Source organism: Fictibacillus sp. KU28468 (assembly GCF_026153615.1).
GTDB classification, from domain to species: Bacteria; Bacillota; Bacilli; order Bacillales; family Fictibacillaceae; genus Fictibacillus_C; species Fictibacillus_C marinisediminis.
Genome location: NZ_CP110666.1, coordinates 890105 through 908532, shown reverse-complemented (window position 1 = coordinate 908532; position 18428 = coordinate 890105). Strand labels below are relative to the sequence as shown.

Sequence of the window (18428 nt, the reverse complement as noted above, 5' to 3'; positions counted from 1 at the left end):
ATATAATACCTCCTTAACTATCACAGGAAATTCGTTTTCCCTGTGCCTCTAATTCTTCTATACGATACTGCTGACTCGGTAAGCTCTGAATGACTTGCAGGACAAACGAAAGAAAAGGATAAGCAGCATTTAATGAATAATAGATCCATTGCCCGTTTCTCCGTTCTTTAACTAAACCGATATCCCTTAACTTTCGCAGGTGCTGACTAACGGCTGGCTGGCTCATCTGAAACAGATCGACAAATTCACAGACACAGCATTCGTTCTCAGACAATATTTTCACCATGGCTAACCGTGTTTTATCGCCTAATAATTTTAGTATGTTAGCAGCGGTTTCCAATTTTAATTCTTGACTGGCCATCCCGCAAGCACCTCCAATATCATCACATTATCCGTCATCATCATATAAGTATATCCTTATGTACGCAACCATAAATTCGTATCAACAAAAAGTCACCTGCCAGAATGACAGGTGACATAGTATGATTTAGCAGCAAGACGCTGATTTTGTTGGTTCATGTACTTCTCTATCACTCTTCGTATAAAAGAATTCCCACTCATTCCCGTCTGGATCCGTCACCCAAAATTTATCTTGAGTGGCATAGCAGCAGTATACATCCATTTCTTCACGGGCAAAAAATCCTAACTTCTCTAAACGATCCTTGTGTTTTATCACTTCTTCCTCGTTTTCCACTTGGAAACCGAAATGGCCGACCTGATTTCCTACTATTTCGGGTTTTATATTCTACTTGATTTAAGAGATGATAAAAAGGAGGTCTCATCACTTGAGACCTCCCTCTATTCTGTCAACCTTTTTTTCAATCCTCAATGTCTGTTTCAGTATCGATTACGTTCATAGGAAATTACGATACTACCACACTCTTCTTTTCTGTCACTTCATGCACGAACAGCAAGCCGAGCTCGTGATGTTCATTCTCATAGAGCGACCGCTGGGAAAAACGGAGCTCTCCTCTATGATCCAGAACTTCGAGTTTACAAAAGGCTGCATTAATCTGCAAAGCACGGTAGAATTCACGCTCATTATTTAAGGCGACTCCGTTCACCTTCATGATGACTTCCCCTACCTGGATACCCATCTTGGCAGCAGGGGTGCCAGGCACCACACCGAGGACGACGAGTCCTTCATTCCGGCGTGTGAAGAATGGCTTGCCGCTCTCATCACGCTGGCTGTTAATGACGGTAATGAGCTCACGGCCGAGCGTTCCTCCAATGATAGCGATAACCGCAAGCAGCGGCAAGCCAGTAAAGAAACCAACCAGCGCAATCGCCACAATAAGTGCGCCGAGAGCCAGTACTTGTTTTCCGGTCGCTTTAATCGCCTCCTGTGGAAGGGAATGAGAATTCAGCTGACGGAAACCTACCGCAAACGGGACAAGGAGAATGGAGTATCCTACAGCCTGCAATCCGAAGATCGGCCAATCTCCCTGTGCGGGTATGGCACCGATCGGGATGAGCAAAAATTGCGGGACAAGCCAGAACCTTGTTGCCTCATGCGCACCCACGTATTGACCTCTCTTGCCTTTCAACAGACGGGGAGACGTTCGGTTTGACCCTTTCCAGATGATCAAAATCCCTTCCTGAATGAGGAGGAGAGCCATTAGAATACCGAGAGCATCAAGCGGTGTGTTGCGGATATCCCTCAGCCATGTATCCAGCAGATCAACATTTGTCGAGATATGCGGGAGAACAAGTGCAACTATTGATGCGAGTCCGATCGCATAAGCCGGGTTTAAAAACCTTGTTCTCAGTGTTAAGCCAAGCAACGCGTACATTGCGCCGATCAAGGCCACCATTCCCATCGGAACGACGACACCGGCGCCGAGCAGAACAACTGAAAAAATAATACCAATGACAAGACCAGGAAAAAACGATTGAATTAAATTATCAATCACAGGGTGGACCTTTACTTTAAATTCTTTTCGTTCCCGTTTTACTCGCTTAAAACCAATAACAAAAGCAACAATCACAAACACGTATGAAAGTGGATGTAAAAAAAGAGCCGCTATGCCCTCAAGCAGTTCCTTTACATAGATATCCATCACGCAAACCTCTCCTTAATGCTTCTTTTCTCAACGTTCTTAATCTATTCAAAATGTGATTCCGGCTTCTGCCTGGAATGTAAATTTACACAAGCATTATGTAGTTAATATTTTTAAGTATAACCCGAAAAGAACAAGGAGTGTGAGAAAAATGTGTAGCTTTTCATAAAGAAAGGCGCTTGCAGATCGTTTGTCAGAAGATGAGCAGACGTTCGTTGGGTTTACATGCGTGTTTTCATGAATTACGTGCGGGTTTTTAGCATTTACGTGCCAGTTTAGTCACTTTACGTACGGCTTTATTGCCTAACCTCCTTTTACATGCCAAACACAGCATTTCTCCGGCTTCTCAATCAACAAAAAAAATTCCGCAGGCAAGAACCTGCGGAATCCTTCGTTATTTTTTCTTTTCTGCCGCCATCTCCAAAGCAGTTTGAAGCTGGACGTCGTTTTTCTTGTTTCTGATCTCAGTGATGATCTTGCTTTCCAGCTTGCCGGCTGTTTTTTGATCCACTTTGCCGGATGGGCTGAGCTTGTTGGCTTTTTGGAAAGCAGTAACGGCTGTTTCTGTTTTTTCGTCAAAATAGCCGTCTGTGCGTCCCGGATCAAAGCCAAGGCCCTGAAGCATTTTCTGTGCATTTTTTACTTGTTCGCTGTTCATGTCAAAAACAAGCGGTTTTTCGATTGTAAGCGGGCTTGTGTAGAAGTAAGCCGGCTGTTTTACGGCATAATTTGGCTTGATGCCTTTTTTATGGATCCAATTGCCGTCCGGAGTCAGCCATTTAGCAAGCGTCAGCTTCACATTGCTGCCGTCCCCCAGATCGATGGTCTGCTGAACCGTTCCTTTTCCGAACGTTTTCTCGCCGACTAGCGGATAACCGCCTGCTTCTTTTAATGCTCCAGCCATGATTTCAGAAGCTGAGGCACTTCCTCCATCTACGAGACCGACAATAGGATAGGCTTTCTTCTCTTTCAGCTGAGAAACATACCGTTCCTTGTTGCCTTTACGGTCTTGAATTTGAACGAAAGGTTTGCCTGCCGGAATAATTTCCTTCAGCATGCTGTCGACCGCATTCAGATAGCCGCCTGGATTTCCGCGGACATCGATGACAAGCCCTTGGATACCTTTGCTTTCAAGTTCTCCCAGTTTATTTTTAAAATCGGTTCCTGTATCTTCAGAGAAAGAGGTAATGTTGAGGACACCGATTTTTTTGCTGTTTACGTTTCGAACGTTAGAATAAACTGTCTCAATCGGAATCGTGTCGCGTTTCACATCGATGTTAAGCGTGTCATTAACACCTTTTCGCTTAATGCCGAGTGTAACTGTAGAACCTTTTTTGCCTCGGATTTTTAGAACAGCCTGATATAGATCAAGCCCTTCGAGACTTTTGCCGTCAACTGAAACGATCTGGTCATTCGGCTTCACACCTGAACGTTCTGCAGGTGAATCTTTAAATGGTGCGATAACGGTTACTTTTCCGTCCTGCATGCTTACTTCTGTTCCAATACCTTCAAAGGAAGAATCCAGTGATTGGGTAAACTGGCTGGCCGTGTCTTCATCCATATAGACAGAGTAAGGATCTTTTAATGTCCTTACCATCCCGTCGATGGCACCTTCAAGCAGTTTCTCTGAATCTACTTTCTGATAATACCTCGAGGAGATCAGCTCGTACGTTTTTTGAAGCTTCGCAAATTCCTGATTCTGATTCACCGGCGCTTTGGTGCTTTTCATCTCACTGACCGAACCGGCGTTGCCCAATGATTGATCTTTATTGGACCATTTCATATAGCCGTACATTCCGCCGGCTCCAATAACAAGCGATAAAACCATAAGAAGCGCAACAACTTTTCTTTTCAATTTCGCTCACCTCATTTTTGGCAGAAAAAGGCATCACACCTTCCCGATGCGATGCCAATTTTCAAAGTAAGAGATGGACCTGATGTGTCCGCCCGAAACTCCTACTCTATATTATGAACAGCTTGTATTTTTATGTCCATATATTTCTCTGATTACATATACGGACGAGGGTCAACTGCATTGGATTTCGATGCGTTCCATGGCCCTTTGTGAAGTTCAAAATGCAAGTGCTGGCCTGTTGAATGGCCGGTGTTCCCCATATATCCGATCAGCTGGCCGCGTTTTACAGAACCGCCCTGAACGACACGCTCTCTCATGTGCCCGTAAACCGTGGTCCACGTTTGTCCATTGATCGAGTGGGTAATGAAGATTACATTTCCATAGGATGAAGAGTAATCTGAACGGATGACAGTACCATCTGCCGCTGCGTAGATCGGAACTGTACCTGGCTTGGCAATATCAACACCCGCGTGGAACTTGTTCCAGCGAGAACCGATCCCGGAAGTAAAGATACCCGCTGCCGGCTTCATGATCATTCCTGATCCGGTATTCGCAGCATTTCCGCCTGCGCTTCCCTTCGAGCTGTTTTGCTCCTCAGCCTGTTTGGCTCGAGCTTGTTCTTCTTTAATGGCCTTCTCCTGGCTGCTTAGAAGCTCAGCTGAATGCTCATACTTTTCCACTTCGTCCTCAATTTCAGAATGCTTTTTCTTTAATGAAGACATCAAACGGGTTTTCTCTTCCATTTGTGCATCAAGCTGCTTCTTCAGCTCCTGAAGCTCACGCATTTTATCCTGGAGAGCAGAAAGCTGATCTTCAACCTTTTGTTTCTTCTGCTCTAAAAGGTCCTTATCTTTCTTTTGCTCTTCCAATAGCTGGCGGTCCTGATCTGCAATCAGGTTCAATGCGACAACCCGGTCAAGAAAGTCACCGAAGTTTTTTGATCCGAGAACCACATCAAGATACTGGACAGCTCCGCCGCTCTCGTACATGGAGCTGACGCGTTCTTTCAGCAGCTGGTCCCGCTTGTCAATCCGCTTTTGAACAAGATCAATTTCGTTCTTAAGCTGATCGATCTGATCCTGCGTTGATTGGATCTCGTTTTCTTTCTTTTTAATCTGGCTTTCTGTAGCCATCGTTGATTTATCGATGCGTTCAATTTCCTTTTTTGTAGCTGCCTGATTCTTTTCATTGAGCTTTAGTTTTGCGTTAGCGGCGCCTTGTTTCTTTTTATTCGCCTCTTTTTTCTCTTGTATGCTCTTTAGCGTTTCTGCGCTGGCTGTCGTGGATGATTGGTATGCTGTAATACCGCTAAGAGCGAGGCTTAATGAAAGTGTTAATCCTGCGATCTTTCTGTTCAAATCAAGTCCTCCCCTTTTCTACCCCAATTTTCATGTATATCTTTCGTAATCTTTGTGGCTTTTGGAAGCAGTTGATTTCCGTTCCAGGCTGCTCACTTTCCTCGGGGCGTGCGCTGAACCCCTCGGCGCATGCGCCTGTGGGTTTCAACTGTCACGCTTCTCCTAGCCGTAGTCTCGCACCTTGCACTCCATCAACTTGTCCATGAAGTCTCTTTGCAAAATTGTTTCCAAAGCACAATCTTGCTAAAAATGAACCTATACTTTTAAGAATTTACGTACGGATGAAATGCTTCCCCATACTCCAATCAATCCACCGATAATGGCCAGCAATGCTGAAAGCTGAAGCACCATCGGATAGACCGGCAGCAGTCTGACAAAGACGGTATCAAGCTGATTATTGACTGAGCCGTGGAGGAATTCGTATCCGAACACGATAACGAGGATCGGAACAATCGCCCCCATCACACCCAGTACAAACCCTTCAATGAAGAAAGGCCAGCGAATAAAGCCATTTGTTGCACCAACAAGTTTCATAATTTCAATTTCTTTACGCCGGGATACAATTGTAAGTTTAATCGTGTTTGAAATGAGGAACATTGCTGTAAAGATCAATCCAACGATCAATACAATCCCAACATTTCTGGCAGCGCCTGTCACTTTAAACAGCCGTTCTACGGTTCCCTGGCCGTAATCAACCTTCTTGATGTGGTCAAATTTCTCTATTTCAGAAGCAACAGATGCGGTATCCTGAGGCTTCTTCGTTTTAATGATGTATGCATCTGGCAATGGATTCTCTTTTTTCAGAGATGAGAAAGCTTTTCCTTCATCTCCAAGGCTTTTGATCAATTCTTTCAATCCATCTTCTTTGGATTGGAATTTCACTTCATTGACATGCGGAACCTGTTCCATTTTTTGCTGCAGATCAGCATACTCCGTCTGTTTTGTCGTGCGGTCAATATACGCCCGAATCTCTACATCGCCTTCAATCTGGCTTGCAAGATGATTTAAGTTTAATAGGACCACTAGAAAAACGCCGACAAGCAATAAAGTAACCGTTACTGCACTAACGGAGGCAAATGACATCCAGCCATTTCTCCCAAGACTTTTAAATGCTTCTGTAAAGTGACGCTTTAGGGTTCTAGATTTCATAGCCGTATTCCCCCTTCTGCTCGTCACGCACGATTCGTCCGCCTTCGATGGCGATTACGCGCTTTTGAAAACTGTTAACAATATCTTTATTGTGAGTGGCCATGACAACTGTCGTACCACGTTCGTTGATTTCCTTGAAGATGTCCATGATCTCCCATGCCGTTTCAGGGTCAAGGTTTCCTGTCGGCTCATCCGCAATAATAACTGGAGGATGATTAACGATGGAGCGGGCGATCGATACACGCTGCTGCTCTCCGCCTGATAGCTCATCGGGAAAAGAACGTGCTTTGTTTTTCAGCCGAACCAGATCGAGAACTTCCATGACGCGCTGGCGGATTACTTTTGGAGTCTCTTCGATAACTTCAAGTGCAAAAGCAACATTTTCATATACTGTCAGCTTTGGCAAAAGTTTAAAGTCCTGAAAGACTACTCCAATTTTCCTGCGCATTTTAGGAATGTTTCGTTCCCTTAATTTTGCCAGATCTGTGCCTTGTATGAGGATCGAACCTTTTGTCGGCTTCTCTTCTCTGTACATGCACTTGATGAATGTAGATTTACCGGCTCCACTCGGCCCTACTACATAAACAAATTCTCCTTTATCTATGTAGATATCGATCCCATTTAAAGCCATAACACCATTGGGATATGTTTTCCATACATCTTTCATTTCTATCAAAATTCATCACTTCCTTAATTCAGAACTGCGTATTTCCCCATCCGCCTTTTAAATTCGACAATCTATAACAACCAATTTATTAAAATCAGTGTTTTTTTCCCGTAATTCCTATTATAACATCGGAAACTGTAAAATTTATTACAGTTTCATTTCAAGTTACGACGTTATTTTCGAATAACAAGTGACTTTTTCACTATCTTTACAGCTTTTCGACAAATATATTACGACATTATTCGCATTTTTCTGTCAGCGGTTGGAGAATACGTTATTTACGATTTTAATTAAGCTGTAATGTACTAAAAAATCACTGCTATTTACTTAGCCGACAAACATACCCATTCGTATTTTTTTCTGTTATCATGTCGGTACGTTTCATGAAATCGGACAAAATCCATCATTTCTCAGTCTTTTCATAAAAAAAACCGGCGAGCAATTTGCTCACCGGTGTGTTTTTTATCGATTATGCACGCTTAAATCCTTCGCCCAGAACTTCATTGGCGTTCAACAGGATAATGAACGCAGAAGGATCTATACTTTTGACAAATTGCTTCAGTTTGGTCACCTCATATTGAGCGACTACACACATGAGCATCGGACGCTCATCCTGTGTATATCCCCCGAACGCATTGATCTTTGTTACACCTCTGTAGATCTCGGTAAGAATCCCTTGGCGCATTTCTTCCTCCTGATCCGAGATGATCAGTGCCACTTTAGAAACGCCAAGCCCCATTTGCACAACGTCAATCGTTTTTGCCGTCAGGAACATGGCTATCAAAGCGTAAAGAGCTTTTTCAAGACCGAAAACAAGTGCGGATGTACAAACAATCGTTCCATCAATAAACAGAATGCATGTCCCGAGGGAGATTCCGGCATATTTGTGAAGAATCTGCGCCAGCAAGTCAACACCGCCTGTTGATGCTTTTCCTCGGAATACGATGCCCAGTCCGGCTCCAACACCCAATCCTCCGAATAACGCACCAAGCAGCGGATCGTTCGTAGCTGGTCCCCAACCGCTGAATACAAAAACGAAGAGGGGTAAAACGACAGTGCCGACGAGTGTTTTAGCGCCAAACTGCCTTCCGAGAAAAATTATACCGGCAAAAAACAGCGGAATGTTAAGTGCCCATTGGACAATCGACGGATCCCAGCCTACCACCCATTTTAAGATGGTACTGATCCCGCTCACCCCGCCGGAAGCAATCTTGTTCGGCAGCAAAAACACAGAAAAGGCAAGCGCTACGAAGGCCGAACCGATCACCACAAATATATATTCCAAAGCGAGCTCTGCCTTTGGCGGCAAAACCCCATTACGTCTTCGCAAAGCTGTCATCATTGCTACATTACCCTACTTTCTAAACCACCTAAGTTCGTAAAATGGTAAAACCCGAATCATTATATCACTACTAGTCTGCCCTGTGAACGCGATCCCGATGACGCGGTAAAGGAATAAAATTGAAATTTCCGATTATATTTTTAACCGTAAATTAGATGAAATTTATTTAAACAAGAATTAAACAATACGCTTCAGCAGATGGCTCTGCGTCCGATCAGGCCGCTCAAACCAACAGCTCCATACAAGAAGCATCTAAAGAGCAGCTTGAGACCGTTCAGCACGTATTGGAAATCTCACAACCGCTAACTGACCTGACTGAAGAGCTCAACCATCTTTTATCCGCAACAGATAATGAATAATCCACCATCCCGCCGCGTCCGGTCTGCCTCCGGGAACCTGGCGGGCTTTCTTTTGTCGAACGGTTTTTTACAAATTCAGACAGCTTTCCGTTAAACTAGTAACAACATATTGAGGGACAGGAAAGGGGATAAAAATTGAGATGGATGAAAAAAAGCTGTATCTCCTCCTTTTGCAGCGTATGGAGGAAGCACTCGGCAGACTCGACCGTTATCAAGCTAAAATTGAAATCATTGAAACCAATTTCAATAAGCTTGATCAAGGAATGGAAAACTATCATTCCGCCGTACTCCAGCGTTTTGAGCAGATGGAACACTATATATCCCAACTGGAGCATGAGATCGAAATACTTCAGCGCAATGTGCCCGGAGCTGATGAGGCCTTGCCTCTGCAATAATTACATAGAGAAAGAATCGAAACTATCCAGGGTGCGATCTGGATAGTTTTTTTGTTCATTTTGGAATGGAAAGATCTATGTTAGCAGGCTCTGCCAAGGCTCCTGCGTACCATTGCGTGCCGTTACTTGCGGTTCGACTAGGTTTACTTGCAAAACGCATCATTTTCATAAAAAAAAAACAAAAAAAGGCTGGCCCACCCTGGACCAGCCTTTTCCCTTATCCTATTAAATTTTAGAACGCAGATACGCGTCGATAAAGCTTTCGATGTCTCCGTCCATAACTGCTTGAACGTTCCCCATCTCCGTATTGGTACGGTGGTCTTTTACGAGGCTGTATGGATGGAAAACGTAGGAACGAATCTGGCTTCCCCACCCGATCTCTTTTTGTTCTCCGCGGATTTCAGCCAATTCTGCCTGCTGCTCTTCAATCTTCCGCTGAAGAAGTTTCGCTTTCAGCATTTTCATCGCATGGTCACGGTTCTTGATCTGTGAGCGTTCAGTTTGGCACGATACGACGGTGTTTGTAGGAATATGGGTAATCCGTACGGCAGAGTCCGTCGTGTTAACGTGCTGGCCGCCTGCTCCGCTGGCCCGGTACGTATCCACTTTTAAATCTTCGGTACGAACATCAATTTCAGAATCATCATTGATCTCTGGAACGACGTCGCATGATACGAACGAAGTATGCCGGCGTCCCGATGAGTCAAATGGAGAGATCCTGACCAATCGGTGAACTCCTTTTTCCGCTTTTAAATATCCGTATGCATTGTGGCCTTTAATGCCAAGCGTTACGCTTTTTACACCCGCTTCATCTCCAGGCAGGTAATCCAGCGTTTCTACCTTGAACCCTTTTCGTTCCGCATAGCGTGTGTACATGCGGAGAAGCATGGAAGCCCAGTCCTGTGACTCGGTCCCCCCCGCACCCGGATGAAGTTCGAGTATCGCATTGTTCCTGTCGTATGGCTGGTTTAAAAGAAGAGAAAGCTCAAATGTATTTAAAGCATTGGACAGTTCCTTTAAATCACGCTCAAGTTCCTTCTGCATGTCAGCATCGGGTTCTTCCTTCAGCATTTCATGTGCGACTTCAAGATCTTCGTAACGTCCGTTTAAATCTTCGAACTGGTTCACTTGCTCTTTCAGTCCGTTTGCTTCACTGATGACCGTTTGCGCAGCATTCTGGTCATCCCAGAATGCCGGTGCGCTCATTTTTTCATCGAGCTCTGCTATCTTTGCTTTTTTGTTATCGAGGTCAAAGAGACCCCCTGAAGTCCGCTAATCGCTTAGCCATAATGTTCAGTTCCTGCTTAATCTCTACTAATTCCATTCTGCCACCTCGTGTTTTTGGTTATATCCTAATCGTGAGTATATGTTGTTTTGATGTGAAAAAACACAGCAAAGAGAGCCTTAAAACCCGACTCTCCTGCTTCTTCCTTTATTATATCACCACGGCGGGATTAATTCTCCGCTGCACCGTGACATTGTTTATATTTTTTGCCGCTGCCGCATGGACATAAGGCGTTTCGGCCGATATCCTGTTTCTTTTTAACTGGCTGGCGCTTGGTCTCCTGCTTATCGCTAGGAACAACCGCTTTACCTTCAGCCACTTGCTCACGCTGCATGTTCTGCTCCACTTGAGCTTTCATGATATACATTGCGACTTCTTCTTCAATTGCAGCAATCATGGACTCGAACATCTCAAATCCTTCAAATTGGTACTCGCGAAGTGGATCGTTTTGTCCGTATGCACGAAGGTGGATCCCTTGTCGAAGCTGTTCCATCTGGTCGATGTGATCCATCCATTTGGAGTCAACAGAACGCAGGATGACCGCTTTTTCAAACTCGCGCATATGTTCAGGCTCGATCATCGCTTCTTTCTCAGCAAAAGCGTTGTGCGCTTTTTCTTTCAGAAGCTCGATGATTTCTTCCTGATCCAGTCCTTCAAGCTCTTTGACTGTCACGTCATCTTCATTTAGGAAAGTAGCGGCAGCGTAATTTACAATCTCAGTAAGATCCCATTCTTCCTGAACCATTTCGTCAGCAGTATGTGCTTTAACGATACGGTCAATAACGGAATCCACCATTCTAAGAACGATGTCACCTAGATTTTCAGCATCAAGCACTTCCTGGCGCTGTTTGTAGATGATCTCACGCTGCTGGCGCATAACATCGTCATATTGAAGAAGCTGCTTACGAGCATCAAAGTTGGATCCTTCAACACGTTTTTGCGCAGATTCAACCGCTTTGGTGACGAGCTTGCTTTCAATTGGCGTATCTTCATCCATCCCAAGGCGTTCCATCATGTTCATCATATTATCTGAACCGAATCGGCGCATCAGCTCATCTTCCATGGAGATGTAGAATTGAGAAGAACCTGGATCTCCCTGACGTCCGGAACGTCCGCGGAGCTGGTTATCGATACGGCGTGATTCATGGCGTTCTGTACCTAAAATATGGAGGCCTCCAAGTTCACGGACACCTTCTCCAAGCTTGATATCCGTACCACGGCCCGCCATGTTTGTGGCGATGGTAACCATGCCGGCCTGGCCTGCATTTTCAATGATTTCTGCTTCACGCTCGTGGTTTTTCGCATTCAAAACATTATGCGGAATCCCTTTTTTGCGAAGCATTTGTGAAAGCAGCTCAGATGTTTCAACTGCAACCGTACCGACGAGGATCGGCTGTCCGGTCTCATGGCGTTCCTGAATTTCTTTAACGATGGCGCGGAATTTGCCTGCCATTGATTTATAAACAAAATCGGAGTTATCTTCACGCGCAATCGGACGGTTCGTCGGAATCGCGACAACCTCCATATTGTAAATGTTGCGGAATTCTTCTTCTTCCGTTTTTGCTGTACCCGTCATACCGGAAAGCTTATTGTACATACGGAAGTAGTTTTGGAAGGTAATCGTTGCAAGCGTCATGCTCTCGCGCTGAATTTCCAGACCTTCTTTTGCTTCAATCGCCTGGTGGAGACCTTCGCTGTAGCGGCGGCCTGCCATCAGCCGGCCGGTGAACGGGTCAACGATGACAACTTCGCCATCCTGAACAACGTAATCCACATCAAGAATCATAATGATATTCGCTTTAAGCGCCTGGTTGATATGGTGGTTCAGGGTAACGTGGTTATAATCATACAAGTTATCAATATTAAAATATTTTTCTGCTTTTGTAATCCCATCTTCTGTGAGCTGAACGTTTTTTGTCTTCACATCAACGGTGTAATCTTCTTCTTTTTTCAGTGTGCGGACAAACATGTTGGCCATCATGTACATTTCCGTAGACTTTTGAGCTGAACCCGAAATGATCAGCGGTGTACGGGCTTCGTCAATAAGAATGGAGTCCACCTCATCGACAATGGCATAGTTCAACGGACGCTGAACCATTTGTTCTTTATAAACAACCATGTTGTCACGAAGATAATCAAAGCCATATTCGTTGTTTGTACCGTACGTGATGTCGGCTGCATACGCTTCCTTCTTTTCTTCTCTGGAAAGGTCGGAGATGTTCAGACCAACCGAAAGGCCAAGAAAATTATACAGAGGACTCATCAATTCGGAGTCACGGCGGGCAAGGTATTCATTGACTGTGACCACGTGAACGCCTTTGCCTTCAAGGGCATTCAAATAAACAGGCATCGTCGCTACGAGTGTTTTACCTTCACCGGTTTTCATTTCAGAAATGTTTCCTTCATGAAGTGCAGTCGCCCCCATGATTTGAACAGGATATGGACGCATTCCGAGTACACGTTCCGCCGCTTCTCTGACAACCGCAAACGCCTCAGGAAGAAGGGCATCCAAAGATTCCCCTTTGGCGATGCGCTCTCTGAATTCCTCCGTTTTTTGACGAAGTTCATCCTCGGAAAGACCTTTAAGAGCATCCCCCAGTCCATCTACCTGATCAGCGATCTTCTGGTATCTATTTAAATTTCGATCGTTCGTACTTGGAAAAATCTTTTTAAGCAATCCTATCATCTGCTAACGCTCCTCTGTTCAGGAAATAAGTGCTATTACTTATTCTATCAGTTTGTGAATTTTACGACAAGAAAGCTGAAATCTCTTCAACTGTCAATTCAATTTTTGGCACGTCCTTTCACAAACTCTCTGTTTCTCAGTATAAAGAATAATGAATTGAATGGTGGAAATGTAAAAGAATTTACAAAAAGCCGTAACACAAGCTAAAGCTAAATTGGCAAAGGCATTTTCCTTTCATCCATAAGGATACACTCCCTGCTGTCCTTTTAAACGCATGATAACATACAAAAAAGCACAGCCTCCATGGCTGTGCCCTGAGCTGTTACGCTCCTTTTTGTTCTCCAAGTTTCATGACGGTTTCTTTCATTCTCTTTTTGCCTTCTACGAGTCGTGCTGTCAGCATGCTGGCCACATTATCTCCCGTCGCATTCAGCAGGGTAGCCGGCGGATCGATAATCGTACTGATCGCAGCGGCGATCGGCAAGGCTTCAACCGGGAACCCGAAGAGTGAAAGAATCAGCATTTCACCGATCATCCCGCCTTGCGGAATCGCACCCATGACCATTCCTACCAATAAAGAAACGATAAGAACGAGAAGGTACGTACCGATCCCAGAGAAATTATGTCCAAAGATCCCGAACAAGAAAGTGATCTTCAGGACACCGCCCATTACTGAGCCGTCTTTATGAAGCGTCGCTCCAAGCGGAATGGCCGTCTCACTGATATCGTGTGGCACACCCATCTTTTTGGAGGCTTCCAGGTTAACCGGAATAGAAGCGGCCGAGCTGCAAGTGGCAAGAGCCGTCAGCGATGGAGAAAGCATGTTTTTCCAGAAATGACGGACACCTTCTTTTCCACTGGCCATAAACGCATACAGCGAGAAAAATCCAAAGAAATAAATAATAGCAAGCGGGTAGTAATACAGAACCGCGCGGAAATAAGATCCAAGAAGCGTCGGTCCGAACTCTCCAATTAAGGCTGCAAAATAAGCACCAAGACCAATCGGCGCATAATACATGACGAGGCTGACCATCTTCAGCATCACTTCGCTTCCTGATTTCAGGAAGTTCGCAAATGGTTTTCCTTTTTCACCGATCATAGAAACGGCTACTCCCATCAACACAGAAAATAGGATGAGAGCGAGCATGTTATTGCGTGAAAACAGCTCAGAGAAATCAGAAACGGTTAATGTTTGGACAATCTGGTCACCCAGCGACACCTTTTCCGCAGCATCTTCAGGTTTTACAAGATCAATGTTAACTCCTTTAGATGGCGAGTAAAGCTTTACTCCTGCCATGGCTATCACGGAAGCAACGACTCCTGTAAAAAGGAAAACGACCATCATTGAGCCCATCACTTTTCCGAACCGCTTGACTCCTCCCATAGAGGCAATGGCTGATGAAATGGAAAAGAAAACGAGCGGTACGACGATCATAAACATCGCATTCAAAAATATATCACCAAACGGTTTTAATACGGCGGCATCCTTGCCTTCCGTAAAACCGATGATGCTTCCGATGACGATCGACAGCAGAAGAATGAGCGGAAAACGGTAAGTCTTTAAAATACTCTTCATAGTTAATATCCCCTTTATCATGATCATGTAAATTATAGGCATTATTGCAGAAAATTACAATGAGGGTTCAACAGATCAATCAATTGGATAAACGAAAATAATCCTGAGTGTAGTACGCTTTAAAACCGCAAGCTTCATAAAGCTTCAAGGCATGGTTATTTTTCGCTTCCACTTCCAGCAAGACCGAATTTCCCTTCGCGTTCTGAGCTGCGATAATGGTCTTCAGTGTCTTTCGGCCGATTCCTTTTCCCTGTTCCGACGGAGTAACCGCAAAACCATAAATCCAGGCTTCTCCAGAATCAGCTGCCACTCGTACTTTTCCTACCGCTTTTCCATCATTCTCAATGATGTAGAATTGCTGTTTATCATCATTTTTTATTCGATGGTTGTAGTCTTTTGCCTTTTCAGGGTTAAACCCAAAACAGTCAACATCAACCTGTACCTCAAACATCAGATCTTCTGTACGGGACGCCCTTAACGTGACTCCCTCTTCAAGCTGAAGCGGTCCCTGCTGCCATTTCATCTGGTGTTCAGAAAACGCGAAACGGCACGGAACGGTTTTAAAATATTCTTTTGCTGTATTCGAATTGGCTGGTGCATTCAAAAGGATCTGTTCATAGCCCTGGTATTTAACAGCTTCCAGCGCTTCCTTGAACAAGGAGGTGAACAGCCCTTTTCGCCGATATTCCGGTGAGACCATCCCGCAAAGCTCTACTTTATTGCCAAAGCCATAAAGACCAATAAAAGCAGCTAATTCACCTGCCTCATAATGAAAAAAATCCTCCTTTCTCTCATCAGTCCGCTGTTCAAGCATGTCCCAGTTCAGCTTTAATTTCAGGTTTTCATCTGATTCGCATTGCTGCTGAAGTTTTTTGATATCTGACAGCTGTTTTTCTGTTAGCATGTGGATCCCCCAATTTTTTCTCTTTCTTTCTCATTTCTTGCCGAGCAGCAAAAGTCCTTTAATGAAATCAGGAATGAGGAAAAGGCAGGCAAAATAAAAGCCGGCTCAAAGGGCACTGTATGTCCCTCGAGCCGGCTGATTTTTTTATTTTTAGTAAAAGTAAAAAGTTATTCTGGGCTGATCAAGCCATATCTTCCATCTCTGCGTTTGTACACCACGTTTGTAGTACCGGTTTCCGCATGATTATATACGAAAAAGTTGTGGCCGAGCAAATCCATCTGTAAGATGGCTTCTTCAGTATCCATCGGTTTTAAATCAAATCGTTTTTCACGGACGATTTCAAACTCGTCTTCCTCTTCGTCATCAATGACTAAAGTTGTTGTTGCATCTGCACTGTTGGCAATCATTTCATGAATGCCTCCGTTTTGTTTGGAACGGCGGTTCACCTTCGTTTTATGTTTACGAATCTGACGCTCTAGTTTTTCAATCACGAGGTCGATTGCAGCATACATATCCGTATGGCTTTCCTCAGCACGGAGCAGCAGCCCTGTCATAGGGATGGTCACCTCAACAGATTGGTCATTGTTATAGACCTTTAAGTTGACATGCGCGTCAGTGTTCGGAGTTTCGTTAAAATAGCGTTGAAGTTTAGCAACTTTCTTTTCCACATACTCCCTTAAAGCTGGAGTCACCTCAATGTTTTCTCCACGAATGTTAAATTGCATATCTTAACTCCTCCTTCCGTGATGTATATATATTTCGATATACCCTTTATCAATTCCTTCGTAAACTTAAAAATCTCTTGACAAAAAATTTACTTTATCGACATATCTTTCATTTTGCATTTACATTTATGGAAGTGATAGGTTCCGGGAACAATGGGTATGTATAAATCAGGAGGGATGACCGTGCATAATCAAATTGTTGTAAAACAAAGTGTTAAAAATGTGCAAAAGGGCAAGGTTGAAAAAGGCAAGTCCCATAAGCTTGCCTGGTGGCAGCTCTCACTGATCGGGATCGGATCAGTCATTGGAGCTGGATTTTTTCTGGGTTCAGGCCTTTCCATCCATTCAGCAGGCCCTTCGGTTCTGATCGGTTATGTTCTCGCAGGCCTGACTGCCTATTTTGTATTCAGCGCCCTGGCAGAGATGACGGTGCAGGATCCGCAGCCAGGTTCGTTCCGGACATACGCCGGCCAGGCATTCGGCCACCCGGTCGGTTTTATGAGCGGATGGATTTATTGGACGGCAGGCGTACTGATCATGTCCAGTGAGGTAACGGCTCTGGCCATCTTTACACAGCTCTGGCTTCCACATGTGCCTCTATGGCTTTTATCCGTTGTGTATTCTGTGCTGGCTCTTGGAATTAACCTTCTTGGCGTAAAAAACTTTGGCAGCATTGAATCTTTTTTTGCAGTCATCAAAATATCTACCCTCGTTGCCTTTATCGGATTTGGCGCATTGGCAGTAACCGGGGTGATATCACCGGGGACCGTCCATGATGGACTGTCGTCATCCTCCTTTTCCGGCGGCTGGTTCCCGAACGGTTTTTCGGGCTTCTGGTCCGCGATGATCTTTATTTTGTTTTCCTATGGCGGCATTGAAGTTCTCGGCGTTTTATCTACCGAATTACGAAATAAAAAAGACGTGCCAAAAGCCGGCACGTTTCTTGTCATCGCTTTAACCGTGATGTATGCCATCAGTATTTTCTTTATCCTGATGATGGTCTCTTTTAGGGTGATCAATGAGGATAAAAGTCCGTTTGTCAAAGCACTGTCCCATTTCCCGATTCCCTATCTGGACAGTATCTTTAACGTCATATTAATCAGCGCCGCATTCTCCACGATGGTCGGTGCGCTGTTCTCCATTACCAGCATCATGGTTTCACTGGCTAAAGACGGTGACGCACCGGGGCGCCTGCAGAAGAAAAACAGTCGAGGTGTAGCTTCAGGAGCGCTGATGCTCAGCGGAATCGGGCTTGCCATCTCTGTACTGTTTTCTTTTTTGCTTCCGGATACCGTTTATGAATACATGACCACCTCTGCAGGCATCATGCTTATTTTGAACTGGCTGATTATCCTGGCCTCTCATATTAAAAAAAGAAAGCTGATCGGTGCGGAGGAAGAACACTACCGTTCTGCATCCTACCCAGTGACTTCTTATTTAGGAATCGCGCTGATCGCATTTACAATCGCTGGTTCCCTGCTCCACACGAACCAGCGCGTCGGCTTCTTTATCAGTCTGGGCTTTGTCGCCGTCATCCTCGGCGCTTACTTCCTCGGCTCCCGCTTCGGCAAGTTCAAGAAAGTCCACAAATCCGAAGAAGAGTATTGATTGGTTTATGCGGTGCCTTTAGTTGGTGCCTCATTATGTGGTGCCAGGCACCACCTCAAAAATCAGAACATAAATAACCCGGCATTCTGTGAATGCCGGGTTATTATCCGATGTATCGGTTAGTTTAAATTATAGTTTCGTTACGTTAGCTGCTTGAGGTCCGCGAGCTCCATCTACGATTTCAAACTCAACTTCTTGGCCCTCATCAAGAGATTTGTAACCATCAGAATTGATTGCTGAGAAATGTACGAATACATCGTCTCCGTCTTCTCTTTCAATAAAACCGAAACCTTTTTCTGCGTTAAACCATTTTACTTTACCTTGCATGCACTTTCACTATCCCTTCATCATGACGATCTGTATAGTTACCCTATACAATCATAGTATTACATATTTAAAAATTTGTTGTCAAACTCTTCATTTAGCGAATAGTGAGAAGTTTTGTCGAATAATCTTTTT

At 44.5% G+C, this 18428-nt stretch carries 15 protein-coding genes and 1 pseudogene; 2 read left to right on the top strand and 14 right to left on the bottom strand.

The genetic code is table 11. The features are described from left to right. Positions 1-13 precede the first annotated feature (13 nt). The 8 genes and pseudogenes from OKX00_RS04470 to OKX00_RS04435 all read right to left on the bottom strand — a co-directional run bounded on the left by OKX00_RS04470 (position 14) and on the right by OKX00_RS04435 (position 8431). Positions 14-361 carry an ArsR/SmtB family transcription factor gene (locus tag OKX00_RS04470; RefSeq protein ID WP_265409593.1) on the bottom strand — a complete coding sequence of 116 codons (348 nt, stop codon included), beginning with the start codon at positions 359-361 and terminating at the stop codon, positions 14-16. 126 nt (positions 362-487) lie between these two features. Next, a pseudogene (locus OKX00_RS04465) lies at positions 488-745 on the bottom strand (VOC family protein); the annotation flags it as partial. Between the two features lie 118 nt (positions 746-863). Beyond that, the gene (locus OKX00_RS04460; protein ID WP_265410468.1) at positions 864-2060 is read right to left on the bottom strand and encodes a PDZ domain-containing protein; all 1197 of its coding nucleotides are present in this window, start codon (positions 2058-2060) and stop codon (positions 864-866) included. A gap of 394 nt (positions 2061-2454) precedes the next feature. After that, a complete protein-coding gene (locus OKX00_RS04455) occupies positions 2455-3915 on the bottom strand; it encodes a S41 family peptidase (protein WP_265409592.1) in 1461 nt (486 codons plus the stop codon). Positions 3916-4067: 152 nt separating this feature from the next. After that, entirely contained in the window at positions 4068-5273 is a 1206-nt protein-coding gene (locus OKX00_RS04450) for a murein hydrolase activator EnvC family protein (protein WP_265409591.1), read from the bottom strand. Positions 5274-5528: 255 nt separating this feature from the next. Then, the gene (ftsX, locus tag OKX00_RS04445) at positions 5529-6422 is read right to left on the bottom strand and encodes a permease-like cell division protein FtsX (protein ID WP_053357018.1); all 894 of its coding nucleotides are present in this window, start codon (positions 6420-6422) and stop codon (positions 5529-5531) included. Continuing rightward, positions 6412-7098, bottom strand: coding sequence for a cell division ATP-binding protein FtsE (gene ftsE, locus OKX00_RS04440; RefSeq protein WP_062237838.1), 687 nt, complete (start codon positions 7096-7098; stop codon positions 6412-6414). The genes ftsX and ftsE overlap by 11 nt, the downstream gene beginning before the upstream one ends. A gap of 460 nt (positions 7099-7558) precedes the next feature. Further along, positions 7559-8431, bottom strand: coding sequence for a YitT family protein (locus OKX00_RS04435; protein ID WP_231689207.1), 873 nt, complete (start codon positions 8429-8431; stop codon positions 7559-7561). A gap of 499 nt (positions 8432-8930) precedes the next feature. Here OKX00_RS04435 and OKX00_RS04430 point away from each other — a divergent pair, with 499 nt between their 5' ends. Then, positions 8931-9185 (top strand): hypothetical protein, encoded by a 255-nt coding sequence (locus tag OKX00_RS04430; RefSeq protein WP_265409590.1) that lies wholly within the window; start codon positions 8931-8933, stop codon positions 9183-9185. Between the two features lie 225 nt (positions 9186-9410). On the opposite strand, the gene prfB is transcribed toward OKX00_RS04430, so the two are convergent. The 5 genes from prfB to hpf all read right to left on the bottom strand — a co-directional run bounded on the left by prfB (position 9411) and on the right by hpf (position 16361). Then, positions 9411-10509, bottom strand: a protein-coding gene (gene prfB / locus OKX00_RS04425) for a peptide chain release factor 2 (RefSeq protein WP_265409589.1) whose coding sequence is annotated in 2 segments (ribosomal slippage) — positions 9411-10445 and positions 10447-10509 — 1098 coding nt in all. Because the reading frame shifts where the segments join, the coding sequence is not laid out codon by codon here. A gap of 130 nt (positions 10510-10639) precedes the next feature. Next, on the bottom strand, positions 10640-13156 hold the full coding sequence (gene secA, locus OKX00_RS04420) for a preprotein translocase subunit SecA (protein WP_265409588.1): 2517 nt from the start codon (positions 13154-13156) through the stop codon (positions 10640-10642). Positions 13157-13478: 322 nt separating this feature from the next. Then, on the bottom strand, positions 13479-14732 hold the full coding sequence (locus OKX00_RS04415) for a dicarboxylate/amino acid:cation symporter (protein WP_265409587.1): 1254 nt from the start codon (positions 14730-14732) through the stop codon (positions 13479-13481). 79 nt (positions 14733-14811) lie between these two features. Then, entirely contained in the window at positions 14812-15636 is an 825-nt protein-coding gene (locus OKX00_RS04410) for a GNAT family N-acetyltransferase (RefSeq protein ID WP_265409586.1), read from the bottom strand. Positions 15637-15803: 167 nt separating this feature from the next. Then, positions 15804-16361: a ribosome hibernation-promoting factor, HPF/YfiA family gene (gene hpf, locus OKX00_RS04405; protein ID WP_053357012.1), complete on the bottom strand. Its 558-nt coding sequence runs from the start codon at positions 16359-16361 to the stop codon at positions 15804-15806. Between the two features lie 183 nt (positions 16362-16544). Here hpf and OKX00_RS04400 point away from each other — a divergent pair, with 183 nt between their 5' ends. Beyond that, entirely contained in the window at positions 16545-17969 is a 1425-nt protein-coding gene (locus tag OKX00_RS04400; protein WP_416054299.1) for an amino acid permease, read from the top strand. A 129-nt stretch (positions 17970-18098) separates the two neighbouring features. Here the strand turns inward: OKX00_RS04400 and cspD are convergent, their stop codons facing one another. Continuing rightward, complete coding sequence (gene cspD / locus OKX00_RS04395; protein WP_053357010.1) at positions 18099-18296, bottom strand: cold-shock protein CspD; 198 nt, start codon at positions 18294-18296, stop codon at positions 18099-18101. Positions 18297-18428 lie beyond the last annotated feature (132 nt).